Genomic DNA, 26,525 nt, shown 5'->3' on the forward strand with positions numbered 1-26,525 from the left:
GCCCACAGGGTACGGGGTGCCCGTCCCGGGGCGGCCCCACCTCCCGTCAACGCGGCACGGCTGAGACGATGTGTCCATGAGCACACCGACGGGCACTCAGCCCCCCGCGCCGACCCGAACCGTCCACGCCCTCGTCTCGGGCACGGTCCAGGGCGTCGGCTTCCGCTACCACTGCGCCTACACCGCCCAGGACCTCGGGCTGGTCGGCCAGGTCCGCAACCTTCCCGACGGTGACGTCGAGGTCATGGCCCAGGGGGCGGCGCCCGACGTCGCCCGGCTCCTCACCTGGCTCCACCACGGCCCTCGCTGGGCCTCGGTGAGCCGGGTGACCGTCACCGACCTGCGCCCCGGAGCCCTGGAGGCCACCGGCTTCGAGATCACAGGCTGACGCCGGGGGCCGGTCCGGGCAACCCGCCCTGACCGGCCCCCGGGCTCGCACGGAGCGTCCTGAGGCGATCAGCCCCTGCGTCGGCGCGCGAGGAGCAGGACCCCTCCGGCGCCCAGCAGACCGAGCGCCCCCAGGCCCCAGGCCAGGGTCTGGGCACCGGTCCGCGCCAGGCCTCCGTCACGGCCGGAGGCGGACACCTGGGTCGCCTTGAGGCTCGCGGTCGCCCTCGCGTCGCGCACGCCGGCCGTGCCGCTGGCCGCCCCGGTGGCAGGCCCCGTGGCCGGATCAGAGGCGCCGCCCGCACCCGCCGACGCGCTCGGGTCGGCGCTCGGGTCGGTGCTCGGGTCGGTGCTGCCGCCCGGAAGGCTGCAGGTCCCGCCGGTCGTCGTGCACGGGTCGGTGATCGGCGCGCTGAGGAAGCCCAGCCCCTGAGTGCTCAGGAGCACCGTCGAGTCGAGCTGGCCGTCGAGGGTGTCGGCGATGGCCACGCGCACGTGCACCGTCTGCCCGGCGGTCACCGCAGCCTGGCAGGCCATCGCGGAGGTGAAGCCGTTGAACTCCACGTCGATGCTCCCCGGGGAGTGGCCCGAGACGTTCGAGGTGTAGTACCCGGTGTTGGTCGTGTCGTTGACGGTGGCGGCGTTGACCGCGGTGTCGGTGCCCGGCACGTGGGCGCACTCGGTGCCGTTGACCTCGATGCTCAGGACGTCCTTGTACCCGCGCGACTGCCAGGCGTCGGGGTTGACCGAGCTGCCGCCCGCGTACTCCTCGGAGCCGAAGCCGTAGAACAGGACGAAGGTGGAGTCGGTGGCGGTCACGTCGAACTCGAGCACCGCGGCGTCGTAGGTGTCGTCCCCGGACAGGGCGGTCAGGGCCTCGTCGCCCGCGCCGCCCAGGTCACCGGTGGTGGTCAGCTTGTCATTGGGTCCCAGGACCGAGGAGATGGAGAAGTCGACGTCGGAGTCGGCCTGGGGGTCGGCGTCGATGAGGGAGCCGGTGGTCAGCGCGACGCCCTGGGTGACGGCGTTGCCGTCGCCGGGGAGCCCGGAGAAGGTCCCGGCCTGGACGGGGTCTCCCGAGAAGGTCGCGTTGGCCACGGTCACACCGGGTCCGGCGACGGACTCGGCGAGGGACTGCGCGCTCAGCGCCGAGGAGCGCAGGGACTCCGTGGCCTGGGTGGAGGCGGAGGCGGGCGCCGCCGCGACCCCCAGGCACAGGGCGGCAGCCAGGAGCGCGGCGGGCCGGGTCCGCCGCGCGCGTCGTTCTGGTCGTCTGGTGAGGGGCAGGGTGGTAGTCACAGGATCTCCGATAGGACAGGGCCGGCACGGGGCCGGCCGCCGAACCGACAGGGACGGGAGACCGCCAGCTCGCGGAGATACCACGTGATCCTAGTCACGTGACGCCCGTGGCGCCATGTGGCGAATCTCACGTAGCGACGACCTGTCATCTGGATATCCGCGACATGACCGCCATCACACCGGGTGCGCGTCGGTCGGATCCCGGCCGCCAGCGCACCGGCGCCCTCCCGTTGACGCCGTTAACTCTTTACCGTGGAGGACGGGAGATCACCTCAGTACCGGCTCGCGGCGTTGCACCCTGTCCCTCCAGCAAGAAAGTGACGACGACCGTGACACACGTACCGCGCCGAGCGCGTCGCAGACGACTGGCTGCGGCGATGACCCTCGTGCTCCTCCTGTCAGGAGCAGGAACGGCGGTGGCCGACGAGACGCCCGCCCCGACCCCTGAGAACGCCGTCGCCGCCGAGGCCGCCGACGCCGGCTTCCAGGCCGACAACCCCGGCTGGCCCAACGCCACCGACCACACCCAGGAGGCCTACCCGGTCGACGCGGAGTTCACCGCGCGGTGGACCCGGGCCGACGCCATGCAGATCCAACGGATCTCCGACCCCGACGCCGCCTCCGGCGAGTCCTCCCTGCCCGAGCAGTACACGATGCCCGAGATCGACAACGGGTTCCCGACCACGAGCGAGGACGTGTGGGTCTGGGACACCTGGACGCTGACCGACGACGCCGCGAACCAGCTGTCCTACAACGGCTGGGAGGTCATCTTCGCCCTCGTGGCCGACCGCCACGCCGGCTACACCTTCGACGACCGCCACACCCACGCGCGCCTCGGGTACTTCTACCGCAAGGCGGGCACGGAGACCTCCTCGTCCGCAGGCTCCGCGGCGTCCAACGGCGAGTGGATCTACGGCGGACACGTCTTCCCCGACGGCGCCACCGGGGCGATCTTCGAGGACCAGGCCTTCACCGCCCAGACCGAGTGGTCAGGCTCGGCCCGGCTCATGGACGACAACAAGATCCGCTTGTTCTACACCTCCGTGGCCTTCTACGAGGGCTCGGACAGTGACTACGGCGGTGGTGACGACGGGGGCACGGGCAAGCCCTACGACCCCAGGATCGTGCAGTCCGAGGGCCGGATCTACGCCGACGACCAGGGCGTGTGGTTCACCGGCTTCCGCGACCAGCACGAGCTGCTCGTCCCCGACGGCCACTACTACCAGTCGCGGATCCAGAACCCCAACGTCAACTTCCGCGACCCCTTTACCTTCCGCGACCAGAACAACCCGGCCGACACCACCGACTACATGGTCTTCGAGGGCAACACCGCCTACGTGCGCGAGCCCGAGTACGTCGAGGCGGCGGCCGCCGCGGGCCAGAACACCGAGCTGGCCACCTGCACGGCCGAGGACCTCGGGTACGACGAGGGTGATCCTCAGGCCGAGACGGTCGACGAGGTCAACGCCCTCGGCGGGCGATATCAGCTGGCCAACGTCGGCCTGGCCCGCGCGACCAACAAGGCGATGACCCAGTGGGAGTACCTCCCGCCCCTGCTCAGCGGCAACTGCGTCAACGACCAGACCGAACGTCCTCAGATCTACTTCCAGGACGGGAAGTACTACCTGTTCACGATCTCCCACCGGGAGACCTACGCCTCGGGGATGATGGGACCCGAGGGGGTCTACGGCTTCGTCGGCAACGGGCTGCGCTCCGACTACGAGCCGCTCAACGACTCCACCGGCATCGCCCTGGGCAACCCGATCAACCTCAACTTCAACCCGGGCAAGCCCTACGCACCGGACTGGAACCAGAGTCCGTACACCTACCAGTCCTACTCGCACTACGTCATGCCCGGCGGCCTCGTGGAGTCCTTCATCGACTCCATCGGCGGCAACCATGACGCGACCCCGGTGCGCGGAGGCTCCCTGGCGCCCACGGTGAGGATCCTCATCTCGGGCAGCACCTCCTCGGTCGACCGCACCTACGGCGACGGCGGGCTGGGCGGATTCGGACACATACCGGCCAACCTGTCCCGCTCCAACGGCGGGGACGTGCGCCCCGCCCGGCTGCGGTAGCAGCAGCTCCCGGTAGCCGGCCGGGCCGACCCGCCTCGTCGGGCCGGCCCGGCCGGCTGAGCACCGGGTGGGGCGCAGGCGGCCCTGCCCCGCCTGATCAGCCTGATCAGCCCGATCAGCCCGATCAGCCTGATCAGCCCGATCAGCCTCAGCGCGCCTCGGACAGGGGGGTCAGCGCCCCGGAGACGACACGGGCTGTGCCGACGGCGCCCAGGGCCACGTCCTGGGCGTCGGGGTCGGTCAGGACGAGGAAGCTGCCCACCGGTGCCCCGTCGTCGACGAAGACCTCGAGACTCGAGCGGTCGAGGTAGACGTGCAGTCGCACGCGGCCGTCCACGGGCCGGTAGTCGACCTGCCTGCGCAGGGCGAAGTCGACCGTCTGCCCGCTGTCCCTGCCCTCGACGCTCTCCAGGCCCCCGTCGGTGCGGTCGAGGAAGAAGACGCCCGCCCCGAGGTCGACACCGACACGCACCTCCTGGAGACGACCATCGACCTGCCCGCGGGCCAGGCTCAGCCAGGCCTGCTCGGCCTGGGAGACGTCGATGACGAGGTCGATCTCGAGGACACGGCCCGTCCCGAGCGGTGCGGGACCGTCAGTGGTGCTCACCCCTGAGACGTCGAGGGCCTCGCCCCGCAGGGTGTTGAGCTCGGGCACGGGGGACTGGAGGAGGACCCGTCGTCCGTCGAGGGTGCCCAGGGACAACTCGCGGGGGATGCTCATCTCGCCGCGCCAGTCCCCGGTGGGCAGCGAGTAGGGGTAGTCCCAGTTGCCCATCCAGGCCAGCCAGACCCGCCTGCCCTCGACGTGCTCGAAGCTCTGGGCGGCGTAGAAGTCCTGACCCGCGTCGGTGAAGCGGACCAGCTCGTCCTCGGGGACGTAGGTGGTGCCGTCGAAGTCGCCGATGAAGTACTGGGCGGTCGACCCGCCGGTCTCCTCGTTGGCTCCCACGGACAGGGTCATCACCCACCGGGTCTGCCCCGTGGAGACGTCGGTCAGGGGGAACAGGTCCGGGCACTCCCACACCGCGGCGTGCGACCCGGCTCCCTGCCCGAAGTCGGAGGCGTGCTGCCAGGCGATGAGGTCGGTCGACCGGTAGATGCGCAGGTGGTCCCCCGCCGAGACGACCATGACCCAGGCACCGGAGGGCTCGTGCCAGAAGACCTTGGGGTCGCGGAAGTCCGTGGCGCCGTCGTTGGGGATGACGGGATTGCCCGCGTACCGCTCCCAGGTGCGCCCCCTGTCCCCGCTGGAGGCGAGGGACTGCGCCTCGCCGCCCTCGGTCGAGGTGTAGACGGCGACCAGCCCGCCACCGGGGACCAGGCCCGAGGTGTTGGCCCCGTCAACGACGCAGCTGCCCGACATCGCCAGGCCCAGCGCGTCGTGCGCCAGGGCGGTTCCCAGTGTCGTCCAGCGCACCATGTCGGGGCTGACGGCGTGCGCCCACGTGCCGTCCTGCTGGTGGAAGAGGTGGTACTCGCCCTCGTAGTGGACCAGCCCGTTGGGGTCGGCGAGGTGACCCTGCGGAGGGCTGTAGTGGTAGGCGGGGCGGAACCGCTCGGACTCGTCGACGGCGCCGCCCGAGGCCGACGGCGTCGGGTCCGGCCGGCTCGACCCCGACCGGCTCCGGCCCACGAGGATCCCACCGGCCAGGACGGCGGCACCGGCCCCTGCCGCGGCCAGGACGATCCTGCGGCGGGGGCGGGGCCCCGAGCCACCCGGGGCCCGCCCCTCGCCCGCGCCCCGGGTGGGCGCGGGCGAGGACGTCATGCCGACCACCTCATCGGTCGCGCGGGGCCGTCAGGCGGCCCCGGCGTCGCGCGAGCCTCGCTCGGCGGCCTCGACGACGTTGGCCAGCAGGAGAGCGCGGGTCATCGGCCCGACCCCGCCCGGGTTGGGTGAGAGCCAGGAGGCGACCTCGTCGACTCCGTCGGCGACGTCCCCCATGATCCTGCCCCGTCCGGTGGCCGGGTCGACCACCCGGGACACGCCCACGTCGAGGACGACCGCGCCGGGCCTGACCGCCTCAGCGGTCACGATCCCGGCCACCCCTGCCGCGGCGATGACGACGTCGGCGCGGCGCAGGTGCTCATCGAGGTCCCGGGTGCCGGTGTGGCAGACCTCGACGGTGGCGTTGACGTCCTTGCGGCCCAGGAGCAGGCCGATGCTGCGCCCCACGGTCACGCCGCGCCCCACGACGCACACGGTGGCGCCCTCAAGCTCGATGCCGTGGCGGGTCATGAGCTCGATGCAGGCACGTGGCGTGCAGGGCAGGGGCGAGGTGATCGGGCCGCTCGTGCGCAGGACGAGCCGCCCGAGGTTGGTGGGGTGGAGCCCGTCAGCGTCCTTGGCCGGGTCGACGCGCTCGAGGACCGCGTTCGTGTCGATGCCGGCCGGCAGCGGGAGCTGGACGATGTAGCCGGTGCACGAGGGGTCGGCGTTGAGGGCGTCGACCGCCTCGACGACCTCGGCCTGGGTGGCCGTGGCCGGCAGGTCGACCCGGATCGAGGCGATGCCCACCTCGGCGCAGTCGGCGTGCTTGCCCGCGACGTAGCGCACCGAGCCGGGGTCCTCGCCGACCAGCACCGTGCCCAGGCCGGGAACGACCCCGAGCTGACCCAGCGCGGCCACCCGTGTCGCGAGCTCGGCCTTGATGGCCGCCGCCGTGGCTGTGCCGTCCAGGACGCGGGCCGGGCCGGCCCAGGGCGCCCTCACTGGGACAGACCCGGGTAGAGCGGGAAGGCGTCGGTGAGCACCCTCACGCGGTCCCTCAGGCCCGCGAGGAGCTCGTCGTCGGCCGTCCCGGCGGCCCCCGCCACGAGGGCCGCGGCGATGATGTCGGCGACCTCGGTGAACTCCTCGGCCCCGAAGCCGCGGGTGGCCAGGGCCGGGGTACCGATGCGCAGCCCCGAGGTGACCCTCGGGGGGCGGGGGTCGAAGGGGACGGCGTTGCGGTTGACCGTGATGCCCGCGGCGTGGAGGAGGTCCTCGGCCTGCTGGCCGTCGAGGGAGGAGTCGCGCAGGTCGACGAGCACGAGGTGGACGTCGGTGCCGCCGGTGACGAGCTGGACTCCCGCGGCCCTGACGTCGTCGGCCAGGAGCCGCTGGGCGAGGATGGCGGCGCCCTCGACGGTGCGGGCCTGGCGGTCCTTGAACTCCTCGGTGCCCGCGATCCTCATGGCGGTCGCCTTGGCCGCGATGACGTGCATGAGGGGCCCGCCCTGCTGACCGGGGAAGACGTTGGAGTTGATCTTCTTGCCCCACTGCTCACCGCGGCTGGACAGGATCATGCCCGAGCGCGGCCCCCCGAGGGTCTTGTGGACGGTCGTCGACACGATGTCCGAGGCCGGCACGGGGCTGGGGTGCAGGCCGGCGGCCACGAGCCCGGCGAAGTGCGCCATGTCGGTCCACAGGGCGGCGCCGACCTCGTCGGCGATGGAGCGGAAGGCCTCGAAGTCGAGGTGGCGGGGGTAGGCCGACCACCCGGCGATGATGACCCGTGGGCGCTCGCGCAGCGCCGCCTCACGCACCTGGTCCATCTCGACGCGGTGCGAGGACTCGTCGACGCCGTAGGCGGTGGCCCGGTACAGGCGGCCCGAGAAGTTGATGCGCATCCCGTGGGTGAGGTGGCCGCCGTGGGCCAGGGACAGGCCCAGGATCGTGTCTCCCGGCTCCGCCAGGGCGCCGAGCACCGCGGCGTTGGCCTGCGCCCCCGAGTGGGGCTGGACGTTGGCGTAGTCCCCGCCGAAGACCGCCAGGGCGCGCTCGATGGCCAGGGACTCGGCGACGTCGACGACCTCGCATCCGCCGTAGTAGCGCCGGCCGGGGTAGCCCTCGGCGTACTTGTTGGTGAGGACCGAGCCCTGCGCCTGGAGCACGGCGCGCGGCACGAAGTTCTCCGAGGCGATCATCTCGAGGGTCCCGCGCTGGCGGGCGAGCTCGTCGTCCAGGACTGCGGCGATCTCCGGGTCGAGCTCGGCCAGCGGAAGGTCGTTGAGGGTGGTGTCGGCGCGTTCAGTCATGCTTCTCCTCGGTGTCCGCGCGGCGAGCCGCGCATTGGCGTCGACCTCGGCCCAGGCGGGCGACCAGGTCCTCCCTGCGTCCATCCGCCGAGGCGCTGGACGTGCCTGCGCTCCCCGGTGGTGTCCACCTCATCGCCAGTCGCGCGGCGGCCACATCGTACCGCTGCGGCGACCGGCACGCTCAGGAGCACGGCGAGGCGGGGCCGCGGGTCGTCCTCGCAGCGGCCCGGGACCGTGGGGTCAGTCCTGGCCGAACCAGTCCTCGAGGCCGTCGGGGGCACCGGCCCAGGCGAGAGCCTCGACCATCTCCTCGGGACGCAGGAGGATCTCCCCGAAGGCCTCGCGCACGCGGGCGCAGGTCTCCTCGTCCGCGATGCCGGTCACGACGAGGTGGCAGTGCGGCTGGCACCAGTCGACGCTCTCGCCACCGGCGCCACTGGTGCCGTCATGCGCAACCAGGGCCCTCTCCCCCGCCTCCTCGGGGGGCAGGCGGTGGCGTCCAGGTCGTGGGACCTCGCTCCAGGGGCCGGCGTCACCGACGCTCACCACCCCGCCCGCTACCTCCCAGGCGCACACCCTGCCCGGGCGGCTGGGCAGCCAGAAGCAGCCGCGGGCGAGCAGGCCCCTGCCGGCGAGGTCCGCGACGAGCTCGCGCAGGCGCGCGGGGTGGAAGGGCATCTGGGAGAACAGGTCCAGGGTGCGCACCCCGCTGTCGTGGGGACCGCCCCACGCCTGGGTCGTGGCCGGGTGGACCCGGGACAGGGCGAGCACGGGGTCGTGGACGACCGCGAGCAGCTCGTGGAGCACCGGCGTCTCGAGGCCGGGCAGGAGGAGGGTGTCGTGGGGGCGCAGGTGCTCGATGAGGTCGCGCCCGACGGGGTCGTTGCCCAGGGCGACGACGAGGTCGGCGTACCCCAGGGCGACGGCGTGCACCTCGCCGGTGCAGCGTCCGTCATCGGCCAGCGAGCCGTGGACCTCGGCCAGGAGGCGGTGGTCGAGCAGGTCGGCCGCGGCGGCGTCGACGTCGATGACGTGGGCGACCCCGGCCAGGGCGGCACCACTGACCTCCTCCAGGTCGCGCGCCAGCCCTGGGACGAGGTGGACGAGCTCGATCCCCGGCGGAAGGAGGACCACGGTGGCGCCGTCGGGCTCTGCCTCCGCCCGGTCCTCGGCGACGGCGACGAGCACCTCCCGCAGGGAGCAGGTCCAGCAGCTGGTCGTGCGCTCGACGTCGACGGCCTCGGCGGGCTCGCCCACGTCCTGGGCCGCGCTCAGGCGGATGGTGCCGTGAAGGCCCTCCTCCGGACGCAGCGAGGCGGACAGGACCAGGACCCCCTCGCCGTGGAACGACAAGGCGGTCAGCTCGAGCAGGGCGGGGTCGACGGCGCCGACCAGTGCGAGGCAGTGCACAGCACCTCCCAGTTGACGGTAATGAGAATCGTTTGCATATCATGCCGCCATGAGTCGTTACTGCCAAGTCACGGGCGCCCGGCCGGTTACGGGCAACCGCGTCTCCCACTCCCACCGCCGCTCGAGGCGCCGGTGGCTGCCCAACCTCCAGACGAAGCGCTACTGGGTGCCCTCGCTGCGACGCACGGTCACCCTGACCGTGAGCGCCCGGGGGATCCGGATCATCGACGCCAAGGGCATTGAGGCGGTCGTCGCCGACATGCGCCGGCGAGGGGAGCGGGTGTGATGGCTGCGACCAAGACCAAGGACCTGCGCCCGGTCATCAGGCTCGTCTCCACGGCCGGGACCGGCTACACCTACGTCACCCGCAAGAACCGGCGCAACACGCCGGACCGTCTGGTCCTGCGCAAGTTCGACCCGGTCGTGCGTCGGCACGTCGAGTTCAAGGAGACCCGCTGATGGCCAAGAAGTCGAAGATCGCGGCTCAGGCCCGCCGACGCGAGGTCGTCGCCCGCTACGCCCAGCGGCGGGCCGAGCTCAAGCGTGTCAGCACTGATCCCGCTGTGAGCCAGGAGGACCGGGAGGCCGCCATGGCCGCGCTCCACCGCCTGCCCAGGGACGCCTCCCCCACTCGCTTGCGCAACCGCGACGCGGTGGACGGGCGCCCCCGCGGCTACATCGGCGCGGTGGGGCTCTCGCGCGTGCGCTTCCGCGAGATGGCGCTGCGCGGTGAGCTGCCCGGGATCTCGAAGTCATCGTGGTGAGCAGGAGGGACACGACATGAAGCCCGGGATCCACCCCGACTACCACCCGGTCGTCTTTCGCGACAAGAACGCCGGCTTCGCCTTTCTCACCCGCTCGACCGCGACCTCGACCCGCACCGTGGAGTGGGAGGACGGCCAGACCTATCCGGTCATCGACGTCGAGGTCTCCAGCGCCTCCCACCCGTTCTGGACCGGTCAGGGCCGGATCCTCGACACCGCCGGGCGGGTCGAGAAGTTCGAGCGCCGCTACGGCAGGCGGTCCCGCTGAGCCGACCGTCTTCCTTCGTCGCTCGGTTCCGACCTCAGCCGCCACCGGGGGCGTGGGCGCCGGGGACCGCCCGAGGCCCACGCCCCGACCACCCCTGACCGCCCCTGACCACCACCTGACCACCACCTGACCACCACCTGACCACTACCTGACCACTACCTGACCACATGAGGAGGGACGTCGTGAAAGTCCGTTCATCCATCCGCTCCCTGGCCCGGCAGCCCGGCAGCAAGGTCGTGCGCCGCCGCGGCCGCGTCTACGTCATCAACAAGCAGAACCCCCGCCTCAAGGCCCGCCAGGGCTGAAGGCCCTGCACCGCTGGACCGGCCGGCTGTCGGCACTTCCACGTTCAGCCCTCCTCACGCGCCACCTCGACGGCCCCGCCGACCGCGGCTGGGAGAATGACCGTGGCTCGCGTCTTTTGCATCGCCGACGGTGGATGCTGTTCCAGAATCCGCGTCATGGCGCGGATCGTCGACGGACTCCGGTCCGACACACCTCAAAAGGCGCGAGTCACGGTCATCGTGCGCAGGCCTCAGCGGGCGTCCGGCACCCGACCCCACTGAGTGCGCGGTAGATCGACGGGACCTGACAGCCGCGTGCTCGGTCACGGGGCGGCGCTGTCATACGGCCTCGTCCCTGCACGCGACGGTCCCCGCCTCCAGCCCCGTCGTCCGCTCCTTGACCCTGTGGCGTCTCGATAAACGGGACTCGATAGCCTAGGGCCATGAGTTCTGACGCGCAGCACCTTGTCCTGACGCTCTCGTGCCCAGACCGGCCCGGCATCGTCCACGCCGTCTCGGGCGCCCTGGCGCGTCGGGGCGGGAACATCACCGAGTCCAGCCAGTTCGGCGACGCGGAGACAGGCCTGTTCTTCATGCGTGTCACCGTCATGACCCGGGTGCCGCGCACCGAGCTCGAGGCCGACCTGGCCGAGCTTGCCGAGACCTACGGGATGCGGTGGTCCCTTGATGAGGTCGACCGTCCCATGCGCACGCTCATCATGGTCTCCAAGGAGGGCCACTGCTTGTCGGACCTGCTGTTCCGCGCCACCTCCCAGGGCCTGCCCATCGAGGCCCTCGCGGTTGTGGGCAATCACGAGACCCTGCGCCCGGTCGCGGAGTTCTACGGGGTCCCCTTCCACCACATCCCGGTGACCGCGGAGACGAAGGCGGAGTCCGAGGCTGCGCTCCTGGAGCTGGTCGACCGCCTCGGCATCGAGCTGGTGGTCCTGGCCCGCTACATGCAGATCCTCTCGCCGGCCCTGTGCGAGCGCCTCCACGGCGGGGTCATCAACATCCACCACTCGTTCCTGCCCAGCTTCAAGGGGGCCAAGCCCTACCACCAGGCCCACGAGCGCGGCGTCAAGCTCATCGGCGCCACCGCCCACTACGTCACGCCGGACCTCGACGAGGGTCCGATCATCGAGCAGGACGTCACCCGCGCCTCCCACGCAGACTCCGCCCCCGCGCTCCAGCGCAAGGGCCAGGACGTCGAGCGGCGGGTCCTCGCGCAGGCGGTCACCTGGCACGCCGAGCACAGGGTGCTGCTCAACGGGCAGCGCACCGTCGTCTTCTCATGAGCCGCGCCGCAGGTGAGCCGGACCCGACCTCGGCGCACGATCCGGACGGTCGGACCGCCGAGGCCGGCATGGCCGGTAGGACCGGAGGGTCCGGTGGCACGAGCCCGGCCGGCCCTCCTAGCCCGGCGAGCCCCACTAGCCCGGCCAGCCCAGCCAGCCCGGTCGACCCAACTAGCCCGGCCAACCCTGCCAGCCCGGCCGAGGCAGCTGGCACGACGACCCCGGCCTCCACGTCCCTGTCAGCCAGCGGCTCCTCAACCCACTGGGCGGGTCGCGGGCCCTCACTCGAGGACGCGCTGGCCCGGGCACAGCGTCATGCCGACGCCTTCACACCTGCCCGCGGGGAGCGCGCGCGACTCGCGGTGGTCACGTGCATGGACAGGCGCCTGGATGTCATGACCCTGTTCGATCTCCAGCCCGGTGACGCCTACGTCATCCGCAACGCCGGCGGGATCCTGACCGACGACGTGCGCCGGTCCCTCGCCATCGCCCAGCACGCGCTGGGTGTCGAGCAGGTGGTGCTCGTTCACCACACCGACTGCGGCATGTCCCGTCTGGACGACGAGGACTTCGTCGCGCGACTGGCCCGCAGGACGGGGGTCCGCCCGACGTGGGAGCCGGGAGGATTCAGGAACGTGGCTGACGACGTGCGCGCGGCCCTGCGCGAGCTGGCCGCCGACCCGCACGTTCCCGGGGGCGCTGCAGCCCGGGGCTTCGTCTACGACGTCGGCGACGGCACGTTGACCGAGGTGACCGCCGACACCGCACCGTGAGCCGGCGCGGGTGCACCGTGTGAGGCGTACCCGCTCAGAACGGGGCGACGGCATCGAGGAGCTCGGCCAGGCCGAGCTGGTGGAGGGCGACGGGATAGGGCTCTGGCTCGAAGGCCCCGACCGGCTCGCCGGGCCGCGGCCCTCGGGTCTCCAGACACGGACCGCTCCCCTGGCGCCTGCCGTCCCGACCCGGGCCCCCGGAACCCGCACCGACCGGAACCGGACCCCCAGAACCCGCACCAGCCGGATCCAGGTCCTCCAGGCGTGGACGACCTGCGTCGAGCGGGGGCACGTCACCGGGCGACGCCCCGCCAACTACCGATCGGCCATGCCTCACACCGCCGGCGCCCTTGCCCAGGACCGGTGCTCCGTTCTCGAGGAAGCCGTGGCGATCGCCACCCGCCCCGGTGGTTGCGTCCGCTTGTGCCAGGCCACGCTCCAGCCGTTCGATCACCGCGTCGTCGATGGCGCAGGACACCGTTGCGGGAAGGACCTCGGTGGGGCGCGGCACCGAGCGGGGCCCCACTCGCCGGGGGAGCATGACGACGGTGCCGTCAGCCAGTCGCTCGTAGCGCGCGCCTGACGGTGTGCGCCACCGCAGGCCGCCGTCGCCGGTACGGGCCAGGGACCAACCAGGGGTGTGCTTGAGGCGGTGGTGCGCCTGGCACAGGCAGACGAGGTTGTCGACAGAGGTCGGGCCTCCTTGGGCCCAGGGGACGACATGATCGAGGTCGCAGCGTCGCGCGGGGGTCTCGCACCCCGGATGGGTGCAGGACGCGTCCCGGGCACGGACGGCGTCCGCGAGCGCAGCCGGAGGCCGGTAGCGGGTCCGCCCCACGTCGACGACGGCACCGGACAGGGGGTCGGTCACCACGCGCCGCCACGTCCCGCCTGCGGCCAGCGCCCGGGCCACGACGGCGGGCACGGGGGCGCTGCGCCCACCGACGGCGATGCTCGCCTCCCAGCGAGGCGAAGCGGCGCCCCGAGGACGACGATCCCCCTGGGGAGGAGACGGGCTCGGACTGTCCTGGCTCCGGGGCCGGTCGGACACAGGTCGGTCCACGGGCCCAACCGAGGGCTCCGCCCGACACTGGTCTGGGGACCGCGCAGGAGGGCGGTCGGGGAGCTGATCCGGGGGACGATCCGGGGACCTGTCGTCCTCGATGACCTCGACGAGACAGTCCAGCGGGACGGTGACGTCGACAGCCACCTTGAGCCCGGGTGGGAGCGCCACCGGGGGACAGCCCGAGGGCATCCACCACGGGCTGGTCGAGTCCAGCAGGTCGCTCAGCGCGACGAGCAGCCTGTCGAGGGGGACGCCGTCGGGAAGGAGGGGCCCGCCCCGTTCGACGGGACCAGCGCGGTCCCCCGCGACGTCGCGGCCGCCTGCCTCCGCGCCGCACGCACCGGTGCCGGCCCCAGCGGTCGACGGGGTCCCCGACCGGCCGACTCCGGTCGGCACGGCTGCGGTAGTCAGACCGTCCGGGGGCGACCCCGAGCCGGTGGCACGGGAGGCGACCGGGCCCGCACCCCCACCACAGGCGCCGCAGGAGGACGTCAGGCCCGCACCCCCACCGCAGGCGCAGCAGGAGGACGTGGACCCCGGCGATCGGCAGGCGGCGTGCTGCGCGCCCCGCAGCGTTCCCAGGCTCATGGCGACCAGCGCGTCGGCACGCAGCTGGGCGAGGCTGCGCTCATCCCCCGCGGCACGGGCGGAGGCACCCACCGCGTCGAGGGTGGCGTCGAGGAGGAAGGAGTCGGGCGTGGGCAGGAGAAGCCTCATCTCGGAGACTCCCTGGCCTGCCGGTCGCGGCCGGCTCACGTGGCGTCCGGCGATGTTGCGCCGACGACGCTCCTGGGCGCCGTCGGGGTCCAGGGCGGCCAGTGCGCGGTCAAGGTCCCGAGCGAGCTGAGCGTGGGTCCGGTGGGGCGAGCGTGGCAGCACCTCCTCCTGGACCGCACGAGCGACGTCGGGCTCGGTGCCGGTGAGCCGGCGTGCGATGAGCGTCGTCTTGGCGTCGTCGACGAGCCCCACCCGATGCATCGCCTGAACCGGCGCCAAGGCGGGATCCGCCAGGGCCTGCCCCCGCTCGAGCAGTCCCTTGGCCCTGGTCCGCGAGACTCCCAGGCGGCACGCGATCTCGCAGGAGGCGTTGAAGAGCCTCTCCCCCGCGGTCGCGTCGCGTACCACCGGCCCCCCGGGCTCCCAGGGGGTGGACCCGACGCACAGCTCGGGAGCGCGTGCCAGCCCGGCAGCCATGAGGGCCTGCAACCAGGCCGCCCATGACGCCAGGCGTCCACATGCGGCGATCAGCTCGCTGAGCGCCGGCGCGCCCAGCCTCGCGAGCGCGTCGACCACCTCCCCGATCGACCCGGCCTGAGCGCCGGCCTCAGTGCCGGCGTCGGCGCTGGTCGTCGCGAGGGCCGCTGCGTCGAGCAGCGCCTGCTCCCCCGGGGCGAGGTCATCAAGCAGGACGTCTCCCGGCGTGGCGGCGACGGCCCCTGCCGCGAGCCGCTTCCCGGCGTCGACCTCGCCAGCGTCGACGGCACCGGAGCCAGGAAGCAGGGAGGCCACCAGCTCCTCCAGGACGCATGCCAGGGAGGCTCCGGGAACCATGGCCGCCAAGGAGTCCAGAGACTCCTCCCCGCCCAGAAGCGCAGCAAAAGCGGGGGCACCGGATCCGGCAGCCAAAGCGGAACCGGCGGACCGACCAGATCCAGAGGCAGCCGACCCAGAGGTGGCAGGCACACCCGACGCACCGGCCTCGGAGGCCGGTGCGGGGAGGGCACCGCCACACCTTTCGAACATATGTACATTCTACCCCTCGCCACTGTCATCAACCACCCCTCATCCGATTCCACCTCCGCGATCTCGGCCGGGCCACGACGCGCCGCGAGGCAGGGACACCTCACCTAGCCCGCCTTCTCGCCGCGACACAGATCGGGGCGAGACAGCACCTCAGCAGACCAGCCCCAGGGCGACCGCCAACCACGCGACCGGCCATGACGCGCTGGGGGCGGCAGTCGAGGGGCCGAGCCGGACTCAGGAACCGTCCGCGAGGCCAGCGACAACAAGTCCCGGACAACCAACGCGAGACGCGCTGCCTGGAACGCCGGTGATTGTTCAGACGGCAGCCTCTCCTCGAGTCCTTCGCGATCGAGAACGTTGTCGGAGCCTGGACCCGCTGGTCTCGAGAAGTGTTCGGGCAGCGCAGTGGGTCAGGTTCCAGATGTTCAACGCAGCGCTTCATCGACGCTCGAGCCGAGCATTGATCTCCCGCATTCGCCCATTACTCGAAGCAGTCGAATGGAGAAACACGACGGTGTCGTCACGACACGTGGTCAGCGCACGCCCCAGCCCACAGAAATCGACCCGGCCAGCAGAAGAAATTGACCCGACCTGCGGTTCCTCTCAGAAGTGGCGATGTCCTGAACGTGAGCCGTCACGTCCCTCCTGTTTCGGGGACTACGTAGCGTCCCACGTAATTTCCTCAACGGAGACGCCGCGCACTCCCCAATTTCCCAGGCCGCATAGTTCCGATCGGCAGACGACGAGCACACCACTATTACACATGAACATGAGGAACGGACATCTTGCAGCCGGATCCGCCTCCGAGCCGCAGGAACGTGGAGCGGAGGACTACCTCTCCTCACTTGTCAAGCACCGATCGCGCAAGGGGGCTGAGACGTGATCGGTCACCGTATCGGAGGTCAAACCATTCCCATCCATTCGTGTCCGCCGACGACCTCGCTGCGTCGGGCAGCGCACCTCGAAGACGTACTTCGGCGACGGCTCCATGGTGATGGAAGTTGATAGTTTCGCCGGCCGCGCTGGATTCAACGTGCAGCGTGAACCGAGAAAAGTCGCCGATGGCAACAGAGTCGGCAGCCACCTCCTCCGCCAGCTCGCGCCTCAGAGCACTGTCCCAGCTCTCAGCGAGCTCAGGGCGTCCGCCAGGAAGGTCCAGCTGACCGGAATAAGGTCCGCGCGTCTTCTTCACACACAGCAGAGCGCCGTCCCGCACGATGCGCGCATAGACACCGAAGTGGTATGTGGGAAGCGGATCATCAGCGATCAGGACGCCCACCTCATCAGGATTCTTGACCGACGTGAGAACAGCAACGAGCCCTCTCATCACATCTTCTCCGTCTGAACCAACTCGAAATTTTGCTACGACAACGTCGTCCGGCACATGAGGAACGCAACTACTCATGTCCTCCAACACGCCGCCCCGAGGGACGAGAAGACCAAGCCAATCAGGATCATCAACCCAGTCAGTCAGGGTGCTCCGGCGCACGAGGCGCTTCCGCTCCTCGTCATCCATGATGAGCTCGAGGCGACTGTGCGGCTCATCGGGCGCAAGCTCGCTCTCGATGAGTGCGACGACGCGCCCCTCGGAGGCGAGCGATATGCCCAGCGCTCGGCACATCCCCTCCGGAAGAAGTTTTATTTGCGAAGGGACTGACGCACCTCGAGCCGGCGACAACGTCTTGATGAGCGGAAGATCGAGCAATAGGTACGCCACCCCACAGTGCCGATGCTGAAGGTCGGGACTCGTAACGCGTTCAGCGTCACTAGTTAAAGGAGTATCAGTTCCGGCACTCACGATGCTCGACCGTGCCAGCACCGACAGCTCCTCACCTGAATAGAGAATCGCCCCGTTGCCCACGATAATGCTCAGGTCGTCGAAATGACCGGTGGCGGCGGCGAGCAGCGCGGCCGCCTTCCCTGGCCCATCCCCGCCCACAAAGCAGATCGCACGCCCCTCCCGAATCACCGCCGACGAGCAAAACGGTAAGGAAACGCTCTCAATGGCCGCGGCTGCGTGAATCTCCCGAATGACCCGACATAACTCGACAAACACACCCGGAGCGCCCTGGCTCACAATGCAGACCCTCTTCTCCGTGCGATCTCGCACGATCACGGTTTTCGTGCCTAGGACCATGATGAGCCTAGTGCGTTCGTCCACATCCACGACATAACCGTCTGCATCGCATCCCAAAACAGGCTCCCATACGGGTTTCAGCCGGCTTACGGCAGAGTCCCAGCAGTCGTCGCTCTCGACGGCGCTCACCGACCAGCGGCCCGCCGCCGAGGGCGAATCACGATAGTAGAGATAGGACCGCAGAAGGGGAACAAGCGCAGGGCGCACGTGCACCGAGACGTTCACAAAAGGAGAGGAGAAGGTCTCTTGCGCGGAGAATTCGATTTCTTTTACGGCCTGACGAACGATTGCCACAACTTCTGCATGAACTGGATCATTCATTCTTCTACACCCCCATACACTTCGGCTCGCCTCGCCATTCCGAGCAACCTACACACAGAGACATCGCGTCGAACCACCTTCGCTGCGCCAGCGAGGCACCGACCGCACGCCTGCCCCGTTCCAGATATCGGCCAGACCTTGGACGAGCGTGCGACGAAGTAGAGCCTTCTCGCCTGAACCATTATAGCAAGGCGCCGCGGTTTCTCCCCGAATAACGACGGCATTCTTTCACGGGTACCTGCACGACTACCGAGGTTCCTCTCGATCTTGATCCTGATCATTGAGGATTACCTGCCCCTCGCGGGCATGGTCCCGAGGGCCGTGTCATGTCGCTCGGCGTGCTTCCCTGTGGGCTTGTGAATGAAGTCGACGGGGGCGGCACGTTGAGGGCGGTGCGGGATGGCGGTCGTTGTGGTGGTGGGGCCATCGGCTGTAGGCCCTCTTGCTCTCGGCCATGCAGATGCATTCCGGCCTCAGGTGGGATACAGCCGGGTTTCCTTGGTCTCGATGCGTACCAGGTTGCCCGGGGCATCCTCGTCGTAGCGCGCCGGCCTGGGCCTTGGCGCCGCCAGGTCCCTCGCGACTGGCGAGTGGGGCAGGAACGAGCATCGCCACAGCACACCTAGGCTGGGACCATGACCCGTGACGACGCACCACCGAGCACCCTGTCCTTCCTCTCCGTCCTCAGCTCCGGCCTGGACCGCTCGCGGGAGCGCTTCGACCGCGCCCTTGAGGGCGTGGGAGCCGAGCAGGCGAGCTCCCGTCCCGTCGACGCCCTCGCACCGCGCGTGGACTCCCTGGCCTGGCTCGTGTGGCACAGCGCGCGAGCGATCGACCTCCAGGTCTCCGCCCTGGCCGGGACGGAGCCCTTGTGGACCTCAGCCGGCTTCGCACGGCGCTTCGCCCTGCCTCTGCCCGACACCACCGAGGACTGGCGTCACAGCCCCGCGGAGTCGGCACAGGTACGCGTCGAGGACACGGGGCTGCTCACCGAGTACCTCGACGCCGCCTACGCCCTGCTGCGCGACTACCTGACCGCGCTCGACCCCGAGTCCCTCGACGACGTCGTCGACCGCTCCTGGGACCCGCCGGTCACCCGTGGCGTGCGGCTCGCCTCGATCATCGACGACGCCGCCCAGCACTCGGGCCAGGCGGTGTGGGCACGCCGTCTCCTGGGCCTCGAGGGCTGAGGGGGCACGGCGACGAGGGCCGGCGCGCGCACGGGCCCGGCTCTGCCGCTCTCCGGCTTACCCGGACGGTCCGGCTCAGACCTCGGGGACCGCCTCGCCGCGGCGCAGGACGAGCACGGGAGTGAGCTCGGCGTCGGTGACGACGAGGTCGGCGCGCATCCCCGCCGCCAGCGCGCCCAGGTCGGGGGCACCAATGATCCGGGCGCCCTGGAGGCTCGCGGCGTAGACGGCGTCGACCAGGGGCACCCCGCCCTCGACGGTCGTGCGCACGACGTCGATGAGGTGGCCGGTTCCGCCCGCGATCGAGCCGCCGTCGGCCAGCCGGGCGACCCCGTCGGCGACGGTGACCGCGACGGGCCCCAGCACGTAGTCGCCGTCGGACATGCCCGCAGCAGCCATGGCGTCGGTGATGAGCACGACGTTGTCCCTGCCCAGGGTCTCGAACATGTCCCGCACGATCGCGGGATGGAGGTGGACGCCGTCACCGATCATCTCGACGACGCACTCCCCCCGACGAGCGGCCGCCAGGAACTCCGGGACCGGTCCCGGCTTGCGGTGGTGCATGGGGCGCATGCCGTTGAACAGGTGGGTGGCCGTTGAGCGGGGCGAGCGCACGGGCAGACCTGCTGCGGCGCGCGCCGCCAGGCGGGAGGCGGCCTCGGCCAGGCACTCGCGCACGGGGGCGGCCTCGGCGTCGGTGTGTCCGAAGGACGGCAGCGCACCGCCGTCGACGAGGGCTGCGATGACCCCGTCGTCCCCGGTCAGGCCCGGCTTCTCCGGGGCGATGGTCATCGTGACGACGTGTCCGCCTCCGGTCTCGATGAGCCTGCGGGTCAGCCCGGTGTCCGGATCGATGATGTGGGCGGGGTCCTGGGCGCCGCAGCGCTCGACCGAGACGAAGGGCCCCTCGAGATGGATCCCGGCGAGCTCACCGTCCTCGCACAGTCCCGCCAGGAGGCCGACGCGCTCGATGAGGGTGGAGGCGTCGGCGGTCACGCACGAGGCCACGAGGCTCGTCGTGCCGTGACGACGGTGCTCCATGACGCAGGTCATCGCCTGCTCCGGGGTCTGGGCGTTGGGGAAGGACTCGCCGCCTCCGCCGTGGCAGTGGACGTCGACGAGCCCCGGGAGGATGAAGCCCCCCTCGGGGGCGGACCGAGCGCAGGACAGCGCCTCGCCAAGTCCGGCGGCGACGGCGTGGTCGGCCGGCCCCACCCAGGCGATGCGCCCCTCGGACAGGAGGACGACACCGTCGTCGATGATCTCCTGAGGGGTGACGACTCGTCCGCGGACAGCTGTGCTGCTCATTGCCCCAGCCTACTGGCGACTAGCCGGCCAGGCGCCGCTCGACCGCCCGCACCGCCCGCTCGACCTCACCCTCGAGGGGCGCCGAGCGGCGGGCGTCATCGGCCCAGAGGAGTCCGTGCCCGACGGGCCGCACGGCCACGACCCTCCCCCGGTCGACGAGCAGCGGACGGAACATCCCGTTCATCGAGGGGCAGATGAGCCGCTCTCCGGCGGCGTCGGTCAGGCAGAGCCGGTCCTTGTAGCCCACGTGGAGCTCGTCGAAGGAGGCAAGGAAGTGCGTGGCCGCGGCGGCCCGCCTGTCGGCCGCGAGGAGGTCGGGCAGGTCGGCGCGCATGTACAGCACTCCTGTCGAGCCTCCGTCCCGGCCGCCCACCCGGTCTCCCCGGGTGGCGGCTGCCGACTCACCGGGGCCCAGGACCACCACCGTCCCGCGCAGCCCGCCCTCGGCCGCGGCCCGCGTCAGGGGCGCGTGCCCCGTCGAGGGGTCGACGGCGTAGCCCGCCGCGTTGGTCGTCTCGACGGCGTCCTCCAGGGCCCGGGCCGCCTCGCGCACCGGCAAGGTGGTCCAGCGGGCGAGGTCGGCCGCCGAGACGGGCCCGTGGCTCGTGGCGTAGCGTCGGGCGATCTCGGCCAGGGCCGCCCGGTGGGAGTCCGTGCCGTGCGCGCCCCCACCGGCTCCCCCGGGGCCGGTCGCGGCCTCCGGCAGGCCACGGGCGTCGACGACGAGGTGCTCGTTGCTTCGCTTGGGCCCCTGGACGAGAATCCCCTCGAGCTGAAGGCGCAGGAGGAGGTGGCGGCGCCGGTAGGCCGAGACGTCCTCGCCCTTGAACGGCTCCATGAGGCCCGCCTCCTCCCACGCCCCCAGCAGGTCCGCCCTGGGCACGGCGCCGCCCGCCAGGAGGGCCAGCGCGACCTCGGCGGCGGTGGCCACCACCCGGTCGTCCACGCCGTATATGTCCTCGGAGGCGCGCATCCAGGCGCCCATCCTGTGCTGGAGCGCCACCCGCAGCCAATGGTGGTCCTGCGCCGTCGTGATGTGAACGGTTCCGCGCATCGGCCAGGAGCGCACGAGGCGCCCCGAGGCGAAGGCCTCCTCGACGTCGGCCCCCGAGGCCGAGGCGACCCGGGAGACGATGGCGTGGGGGACCGCGGAGGGCTGCTGGCCCTGGATGGCCAGGTGACGGCGCACGGCCTCGGCCGGGTCGGGGGCGGTCGTGGCCGACACGAGCCCCTGGGCGACGATCCTGAGCAAGGACATCTCCCGAGGTGCGTGGGCGGGTCCCTGGGCGGAGCGGGTGGGGCGGGCGGTCACTGGCATCGGTCGTCCTCAGAACAGGCGGGAGCTCGGGTCGTCCATCCCGCGCAGGGCGTCGTAGTCGAGCACGACGCAGCGGATTCCCCGGTCCTGGGCCAGGACGCGTGCCTGGGGCTTGATCTGCTGGGCTGCGAAGACGCCCTGCACCGGGCTGAGCAGCGGGTCTCGGTCGAGCATGTCGAGGTAGCGCGTCAGCTGCTCGACGCCGTCGATGCCGCCCACCCGCTTGACCTCGACGGCGACGGCGGCGCCCTCGGCGTCCCTGGCCAGGATGTCGACCGGGCCGATCGGGGTGGGGTGCTCGCGCCTGACCAGGCGGTAGCCAGAGCCCAGGACCTCGATCTGCTCGGCGAGCAGCTCCTGGAGGTGGGCCTCGACGCCGTCCTTGGTCAGCCCGGGGTCGACGCCCAGCTCGACGGAGGAGTCCGAGACGACGTCGAAGATCCTGATGACCAGCCGGTCCTCGGTCTTGGCCGCACGGACCTCCCACCGGGCCACGACGCCTGCCTCACGGTCGTCGTCGTCGGGCTCGAGCTCGGCCAGGCGCGCCGGTGGGCTCATCCAGTTGAGGGGCTTGTAGGAGCCGCCGTCGGAGTGGACGAGCACCGAGCCGTCGGCCTTGACCATGATGAGGCGGGTCGCCCGGGACAGGTGGGCGTCGAGGCGGCCTGAGTAGTCCACCGAGCAGGAGGCGATGACAACACGCACCCCCGCAGCCTACCGGCCGTGGTCTCCCCGGTCGCGGTGCACCGGCCGCCGGGTCCTCACCCCCGATGACGCGGGTGTCCTCCGCAGGGAGGACACCAGTCGGCTTCAACCCTCCGTGCGGCCCATGCAGCCCCCGCCGTCGATGAGTCACGATGACTCCATGGACCTTCCTGCCCCGATGCCCCGCGATCCCGACCCCGGGACCACCACCGGGCTCATTGACGCGGGTCCGGCTTCGACGGCGCGGACCCCCGCGACCGGGACGACGCCGGGGACGCCGTGGACGACGCCGGACGGCGGCACCGCGGCACGCCTGGCCGTGGAGGAGGCCGAGGCGGCCCGGGCGCGCGCCGAGGCCCGCGCCGAGACCCGCGAACGCCTCATGTACTCCGGGCGCCTGCCGATGCGCACGGGCCCCTACCTGACGGGCACGGCCGGGCGCCGCCGCCTGGGCGGTCTCGACGCCGCCCGAGGGCTGGCCCTCGTCGGCATGATGGCCGTGCACATGACCTCGTCGACCTGCGGTCTGACCACGCTGCCAGGCGTCCTCCACCAGGCGCACGGGCGTTCCTCCATCCTGTTCGCCGTCATCGCGGGCTTCTCCCTGGGAATCATCTCCGGGGGGCGCGAGCCCCACCGCGGGGACAGGCTCGTGCGCACCCGCCTGCGCGTGCTCGCTCGGTCGGCGATGCTCCTCGTCATCGCGGGGCTCACGGCCCTCCTGGGGACCTCCGTGTCGATCATTCTCGGCTTCTACGCCGCCTGGCTCGCGCTGGCGCTGCCCTTCCTCAGGTGGCGGCCGCGCCGTCTGCTCGTCCTCGCCGCCGTCACCGCGCTGGTGGGTAAGGCGGTCGTCATCGCCCTGCCGGCGCTGCTCACGGCGCTGGGCATGAGCCCCTACCCGGTCATGGTCGACGGGAACGCCGCCCTGGTCGACTTCTTCGTCATCGGCACCTACCCGGGCATGGTGTGGATGTCCTTCATCTTCCTGGGCCTGGGCCTGTCCCGCCTCGACTGGAGCCGGTCGCGCAACCTGTGGCGGCTCGTGGCGGTCGGAGCCGCCTGTGCCGTGGCCGGTTACGCCGGGGGCTGGGCGGCGAGCGAGACCGTCCCCGGAGCCCTGCCCAACTCCTTCCACATCGTATCGCCCGCCGACCCTGTGGCGTGCACGACGCAGGCGTCGTCCTCGGCCGTCCTCTCCAGCTCGCAGTGGTCAGATGCTGTCGGGTCAGACGGGTCGGCCGGATCATCCGGAGCCGCCAGGGCATCGGAACCCGCGGGGGCCTCAGAGCCCGCGGGGGCCTCAGAGCCCGCCGGGGGGTCGGGGGTCTCGGGAGCATGGCCAGGCTCGGACCAGCCCGTGCAGGAGCCCGGGGTCCTCGACACGCTCTCCTCGATCCCGGCCGCGCTGGCCACGGCGGCGCCGCACTCGGGCACGCCCTTCGAGGCCCTGGGCTCGGCCGGCGTGGCGATGGCGGTCATCGGGCTGTTCCAGCTCGTCTCGCGCCGGCTGCGCTACGCGCTGGCCCCGCTCGCAGCACTGGGATCGATGTCGCTGACGGTGTACTGCGGCCACCTCGTGGCCATCTGGGTGGCGCGGGACGTCGACTACCTGGCCTCCCCGGCCTTCTTCCTGTCGGTGACCGCCGGACTGACGGCTTTCGCGATGCTCTGGCTCATCGTCTTCGCCCGCGGACCGCTCGAGCACCTCGTCCACGTCGTGTCGGTGCGCACGACCCGCGCCTCGAGCTGACCCGCTCCCCTCCCCCGCGAGATCGGGACACATGACACCCCGAGATCGGGACATATGACACCTCGAGATCGGGACATATGACACCTCGAGATCGGGACAAATGACACCTCGAGATCGCCGCATCTGGCACGGCTCTGCCTGCACCACCGGGGTCCGCCGCCCGATCCGAGGCTTGCGAGCACCCGCCTCACACGAGCCCGAGGATCGCCGACGCCGCCGCGCCGGGTCCGTCGAGAGCCTCAAGGCGCTCAGCCAGTCGCCCCGCACGCTCACGCATCCGCCGGTCAGCCAGCGCGGATGCCACGAGCCGCGGCCAGTCGACGGCGGTGACCTGACGCCGTCGGACCATTCGGGCGGAGCCGAGGTCGACGCAGCGCTGGACGTTGAAGCGCTGCTCGGCCTGGAGCGGCACGCCGATGAAGGGCCACCCCTGGACGCAGGAGGTCTGGACCGTCCCCTCCCCGCCGTGCGTGATCGCCAGGTCGACGACGTCACCGAGCCGGTCGGCCGGCAGACGGCCCGTGACGTGGACAGTCGGGGCGAGCCCGTCACAATCCGCCGGCTCAAGGTGCTCGCGCACGGGGGCGAGGACCTCGTACCCGGCACGACCCAGACCGTGGAGGATCGCCAGGACGAGCTCGCGATCGCCCGAGGAGCCCATGGCGACGTAGATGACCGGCCCGTCCCGGGACGCCAGCTCGGTGACGACGTCGGGCAGCTCGCCTGGGAGGCTGGCGTAGACCGGGCCAACCACGCTGTGCCCCGCCGGCATCGACACCCAGCCGGGCAGCATCGCCTCGGGCGTCGTGATGAGGTTGAGGTCAGCGGTCATCGCCTCGGCGATCCCACGGGGCAGGGCGACGCCGTGAGCGCTGGCCACCCGTCTGAAGACCGGCGGCAGGCCGATCGCGCCAGCCAGGAACGGTGCGAGCCGGGCGACGAGGTCGTCGACTGCGGCCCGCCCCACGCCCCGCCGTCCCAGGACGCCTGTCGCGCCGCTGCGGCGCATGGCCTCCACGTGGGCCAAGGAGTAGGCGAAAGGGCGGATGAAGACAAGGGGAACCCCTTCGGCCCGCGCTGAGATGAGCTGGCTGAGCGTGGCGCCGATGACCACTGCCGAGACTCCGAGCTCGGCGATGAGCGCACGCTCGGCGGCCACCCGTGCCGAGAGCATCTCGTCGGTGAACGGGTTGCGCAGGCCGCGCCCCTGGTCGAGGGCCAGAAGAGCGCGGGCGTCCTCGTCATCCAGCCGGGGACTCAACAGCCTGAGCTCGAAGCCCGCGCCCTCGATGAGCTCACGGTTGCGCTCGCTGAAGCCCGCGAAGACACACTCCACCCGGTCCGCCAGACGCTTGGCCACCTCGACGCCGCGAGTCACCTCTCCGGCGTTGAATGTCTCAGGAGCGAAGAGCACACGTGGGCGCGAGCCGCTCGGGGAAGCCGGCTCCTGATCACGCAGACTGGACGGCACCGCGCCGACATGGGGCGCAGTGTGCCAGATGCGGCGATCTCGAGGTGTCATATGTCCCGATCTCACGGTGTCACTTGTCCCGATCTCGAGGTGTCATATGTCCCGATCTCGGTGGGGCGGGCGGGCGGGGCGGTCAGGACGGGCGGTCAGGACGGTCAGGGAGCTCAGAAGAGGGTCGGTTGGGAGGGGGCGGCCGACTCGAGCCAGGCGACGAGTGCGGAGTGGGAGTCCTCGTGCATCGCCAGCCACACGACGCCGTCGTCGTAGCGGCACTCGACGTCGACCACCGCCCCGTCCCGCCCCCGGCGCCGCACGCGCCCGAGCTCGATCTCGGCGCGCGGGATCCGGTAGCGCGGACGCAGGCCGAAGGAGACCAGCCGCACCCACTCGAGGGAGTCGTTGCCGAAGGTCGCGATGCCGCTGGTCCAGCGCCGCCTGCCGGGCAGGCGCAGGGCGCACTCGAAGGAGCCCACCCTGCCCGCCAGGTAGCGCACCCTCATGAGGAAGGCCACAGCAAGGGTGATGACGAGGGCCACCGGGACGACGACCACCCACACGGTCACCCCTGCGTCCCCCACGACCCCCATGATCAGCGCCGTGCCGTCATCCCGGGCAGCTCGACGGCCTCGGCCAGGACGTCGCTCACCTCGCCAGAGCCGTTCGCCGCCTCGTCCCCGGCGACGTCGGCGGCCACGGTGACCACGTCATGGTCCACCGAGAAGAACCCTCCGGCCACCGCGACACTCACCTCCTGGCCCTCGGCGGGGACGATCCGCACCTGTCCCCTGCCCAGGATCGCCAGGATCGGCTGGCGTCCGGGCAGGACGCCGAGCTCGCCGTCGACCAGTGGCACCGAGACCCGCAGGGCGCGGCCGGACCACGCCTCCCCGCCGAAGCGGGAGACGACCTCGACCGTGAGCTCGCCGGCCATG

General features: G+C 71.5%; 24 protein-coding genes. 11 read left to right on the forward strand and 13 right to left on the reverse strand.

Annotated elements, in window-relative coordinates; translation table 11 throughout:
* Window positions 1–76: 76 nt before the first annotated feature.
* Window positions 77–388 carry an acylphosphatase gene (locus tag EL245_RS04720; RefSeq protein ID WP_126382122.1) on the forward strand — a complete coding sequence of 104 codons (312 nt, stop codon included), beginning with the start codon at window positions 77–79 and terminating at the stop codon, window positions 386–388.
* Window positions 389–456: 68 nt separating this feature from the next.
* On the opposite strand, the gene EL245_RS04725 is transcribed toward EL245_RS04720, so the two are convergent.
* Window positions 457–1,686: a choice-of-anchor L domain-containing protein gene (locus tag EL245_RS04725; protein ID WP_331852820.1), complete on the reverse strand. Its 1,230-nt coding sequence runs from the start codon at window positions 1,684–1,686 to the stop codon at window positions 457–459.
* Between the two features lie 377 nt (window positions 1,687–2,063).
* Between EL245_RS04725 and EL245_RS04730 the strand changes: the two genes are divergently transcribed.
* Window positions 2,064–3,764 carry a glycoside hydrolase family 68 protein gene (locus tag EL245_RS04730; protein WP_126382124.1) on the forward strand — a complete coding sequence of 567 codons (1,701 nt, stop codon included), beginning with the start codon at window positions 2,064–2,066 and terminating at the stop codon, window positions 3,762–3,764.
* Window positions 3,765–3,912: 148 nt separating this feature from the next.
* On the opposite strand, the gene EL245_RS04735 is transcribed toward EL245_RS04730, so the two are convergent.
* The 4 genes from EL245_RS04735 to EL245_RS04750 form a co-directional block, all read right to left on the reverse strand.
* Window positions 3,913–5,532: a glycoside hydrolase family 32 protein gene (locus EL245_RS04735; protein WP_126382125.1), complete on the reverse strand. Its 1,620-nt coding sequence runs from the start codon at window positions 5,530–5,532 to the stop codon at window positions 3,913–3,915.
* A gap of 30 nt (window positions 5,533–5,562) precedes the next feature.
* Window positions 5,563–6,477: a bifunctional methylenetetrahydrofolate dehydrogenase/methenyltetrahydrofolate cyclohydrolase gene (locus tag EL245_RS04740; RefSeq protein ID WP_126382126.1), complete on the reverse strand. Its 915-nt coding sequence runs from the start codon at window positions 6,475–6,477 to the stop codon at window positions 5,563–5,565.
* Window positions 6,474–7,784 carry a serine hydroxymethyltransferase gene (glyA, locus tag EL245_RS04745; protein WP_126382127.1) on the reverse strand — a complete coding sequence of 437 codons (1,311 nt, stop codon included), beginning with the start codon at window positions 7,782–7,784 and terminating at the stop codon, window positions 6,474–6,476. Before glyA ends, EL245_RS04740 begins: the two co-directional genes overlap by 4 nt.
* A gap of 240 nt (window positions 7,785–8,024) precedes the next feature.
* Window positions 8,025–9,194, reverse strand: a complete 1,170-nt coding sequence (locus EL245_RS04750; protein WP_126382128.1) for a GTP-binding protein — start codon at window positions 9,192–9,194, stop codon at window positions 8,025–8,027.
* A gap of 49 nt (window positions 9,195–9,243) precedes the next feature.
* Between EL245_RS04750 and rpmB the strand changes: the two genes are divergently transcribed.
* From rpmB to EL245_RS04790, 7 genes are all read left to right on the forward strand, one after another.
* Window positions 9,244–9,480, forward strand: coding sequence for a 50S ribosomal protein L28 (gene rpmB / locus EL245_RS04755; protein ID WP_126382129.1), 237 nt, complete (start codon window positions 9,244–9,246; stop codon window positions 9,478–9,480).
* Window positions 9,480–9,653: a 50S ribosomal protein L33 gene (gene rpmG / locus EL245_RS04760; protein WP_126382130.1), complete on the forward strand. Its 174-nt coding sequence runs from the start codon at window positions 9,480–9,482 to the stop codon at window positions 9,651–9,653. The genes rpmB and rpmG overlap by 1 nt, the downstream gene beginning before the upstream one ends.
* Window positions 9,653–9,958, forward strand: coding sequence for a 30S ribosomal protein S14 (rpsN, locus tag EL245_RS04765; protein ID WP_126382131.1), 306 nt, complete (start codon window positions 9,653–9,655; stop codon window positions 9,956–9,958). The genes rpmG and rpsN overlap by 1 nt, the downstream gene beginning before the upstream one ends.
* 16 nt (window positions 9,959–9,974) lie before the next feature.
* Window positions 9,975–10,226, forward strand: a complete 252-nt coding sequence (locus EL245_RS04770) for a type B 50S ribosomal protein L31 (protein ID WP_126382132.1) — start codon at window positions 9,975–9,977, stop codon at window positions 10,224–10,226.
* Between the two features lie 182 nt (window positions 10,227–10,408).
* The gene (gene ykgO / locus EL245_RS04775; protein ID WP_126382133.1) at window positions 10,409–10,531 is read left to right on the forward strand and encodes a type B 50S ribosomal protein L36; all 123 of its coding nucleotides are present in this window, start codon (window positions 10,409–10,411) and stop codon (window positions 10,529–10,531) included.
* A gap of 422 nt (window positions 10,532–10,953) precedes the next feature.
* A complete protein-coding gene (gene purU / locus EL245_RS04780; RefSeq protein ID WP_126382134.1) occupies window positions 10,954–11,808 on the forward strand; it encodes a formyltetrahydrofolate deformylase in 855 nt (284 codons plus the stop codon).
* A 362-nt stretch (window positions 11,809–12,170) separates the two neighbouring features.
* Window positions 12,171–12,581, forward strand: a complete 411-nt coding sequence (locus tag EL245_RS04790; protein WP_269471410.1) for a beta-class carbonic anhydrase — start codon at window positions 12,171–12,173, stop codon at window positions 12,579–12,581.
* Window positions 12,582–12,615: 34 nt separating this feature from the next.
* On the opposite strand, the gene EL245_RS13375 is transcribed toward EL245_RS04790, so the two are convergent.
* Both EL245_RS13375 and EL245_RS04800 read right to left on the reverse strand, forming a co-directional pair.
* Window positions 12,616–15,273 carry an HNH endonuclease signature motif containing protein gene (locus tag EL245_RS13375; protein ID WP_161512772.1) on the reverse strand — a complete coding sequence of 886 codons (2,658 nt, stop codon included), beginning with the start codon at window positions 15,271–15,273 and terminating at the stop codon, window positions 12,616–12,618.
* A 958-nt stretch (window positions 15,274–16,231) separates the two neighbouring features.
* A complete protein-coding gene (locus tag EL245_RS04800; RefSeq protein WP_126382138.1) occupies window positions 16,232–17,848 on the reverse strand; it encodes an NUDIX hydrolase in 1,617 nt (538 codons plus the stop codon).
* 635 nt (window positions 17,849–18,483) lie between these two features.
* Between EL245_RS04800 and EL245_RS04805 the strand changes: the two genes are divergently transcribed.
* Window positions 18,484–19,038, forward strand: coding sequence for a mycothiol transferase (locus EL245_RS04805; protein ID WP_126382139.1), 555 nt, complete (start codon window positions 18,484–18,486; stop codon window positions 19,036–19,038).
* A 75-nt stretch (window positions 19,039–19,113) separates the two neighbouring features.
* Here the strand turns inward: EL245_RS04805 and EL245_RS04810 are convergent, their stop codons facing one another.
* From EL245_RS04810 to nucS, 3 genes are read right to left on the reverse strand one after another with little or no spacing between them, the layout of a single operon-like run.
* The gene (locus EL245_RS04810; RefSeq protein ID WP_126382140.1) at window positions 19,114–20,346 is read right to left on the reverse strand and encodes an N-acetylglucosamine-6-phosphate deacetylase; all 1,233 of its coding nucleotides are present in this window, start codon (window positions 20,344–20,346) and stop codon (window positions 19,114–19,116) included.
* A gap of 19 nt (window positions 20,347–20,365) precedes the next feature.
* Window positions 20,366–21,664 carry a DNA glycosylase AlkZ-like family protein gene (locus tag EL245_RS04815; RefSeq protein WP_232009877.1) on the reverse strand — a complete coding sequence of 433 codons (1,299 nt, stop codon included), beginning with the start codon at window positions 21,662–21,664 and terminating at the stop codon, window positions 20,366–20,368.
* A gap of 9 nt (window positions 21,665–21,673) precedes the next feature.
* A complete protein-coding gene (gene nucS, locus EL245_RS04820) occupies window positions 21,674–22,369 on the reverse strand; it encodes an endonuclease NucS (RefSeq protein ID WP_126382141.1) in 696 nt (231 codons plus the stop codon).
* A gap of 160 nt (window positions 22,370–22,529) precedes the next feature.
* On the opposite strand from nucS, the gene EL245_RS04825 reads away from it, so the two are divergent.
* Window positions 22,530–24,122, forward strand: a complete 1,593-nt coding sequence (locus EL245_RS04825) for a heparan-alpha-glucosaminide N-acetyltransferase domain-containing protein (RefSeq protein ID WP_161512773.1) — start codon at window positions 22,530–22,532, stop codon at window positions 24,120–24,122.
* 187 nt (window positions 24,123–24,309) lie between these two features.
* On the opposite strand, the gene EL245_RS04830 is transcribed toward EL245_RS04825, so the two are convergent.
* From EL245_RS04830 to EL245_RS04840, 3 genes are all read right to left on the reverse strand, one after another.
* Window positions 24,310–25,500, reverse strand: coding sequence for a glycosyltransferase (locus EL245_RS04830; protein ID WP_232009878.1), 1,191 nt, complete (start codon window positions 25,498–25,500; stop codon window positions 24,310–24,312).
* Window positions 25,501–25,757: 257 nt separating this feature from the next.
* Window positions 25,758–26,171, reverse strand: coding sequence for a DUF2550 family protein (locus tag EL245_RS04835; protein WP_269471403.1), 414 nt, complete (start codon window positions 26,169–26,171; stop codon window positions 25,758–25,760).
* Between the two features lie 11 nt (window positions 26,172–26,182).
* A complete protein-coding gene (locus tag EL245_RS04840) occupies window positions 26,183–26,524 on the reverse strand; it encodes a hypothetical protein (RefSeq protein ID WP_126382145.1) in 342 nt (113 codons plus the stop codon).
* Window position 26,525 lies beyond the last annotated feature (1 nt).

This window comes from Actinomyces howellii (assembly GCF_900637165.1).
GTDB classification, from domain to species: domain Bacteria; phylum Actinomycetota; class Actinomycetes; order Actinomycetales; family Actinomycetaceae; genus Actinomyces; species Actinomyces howellii.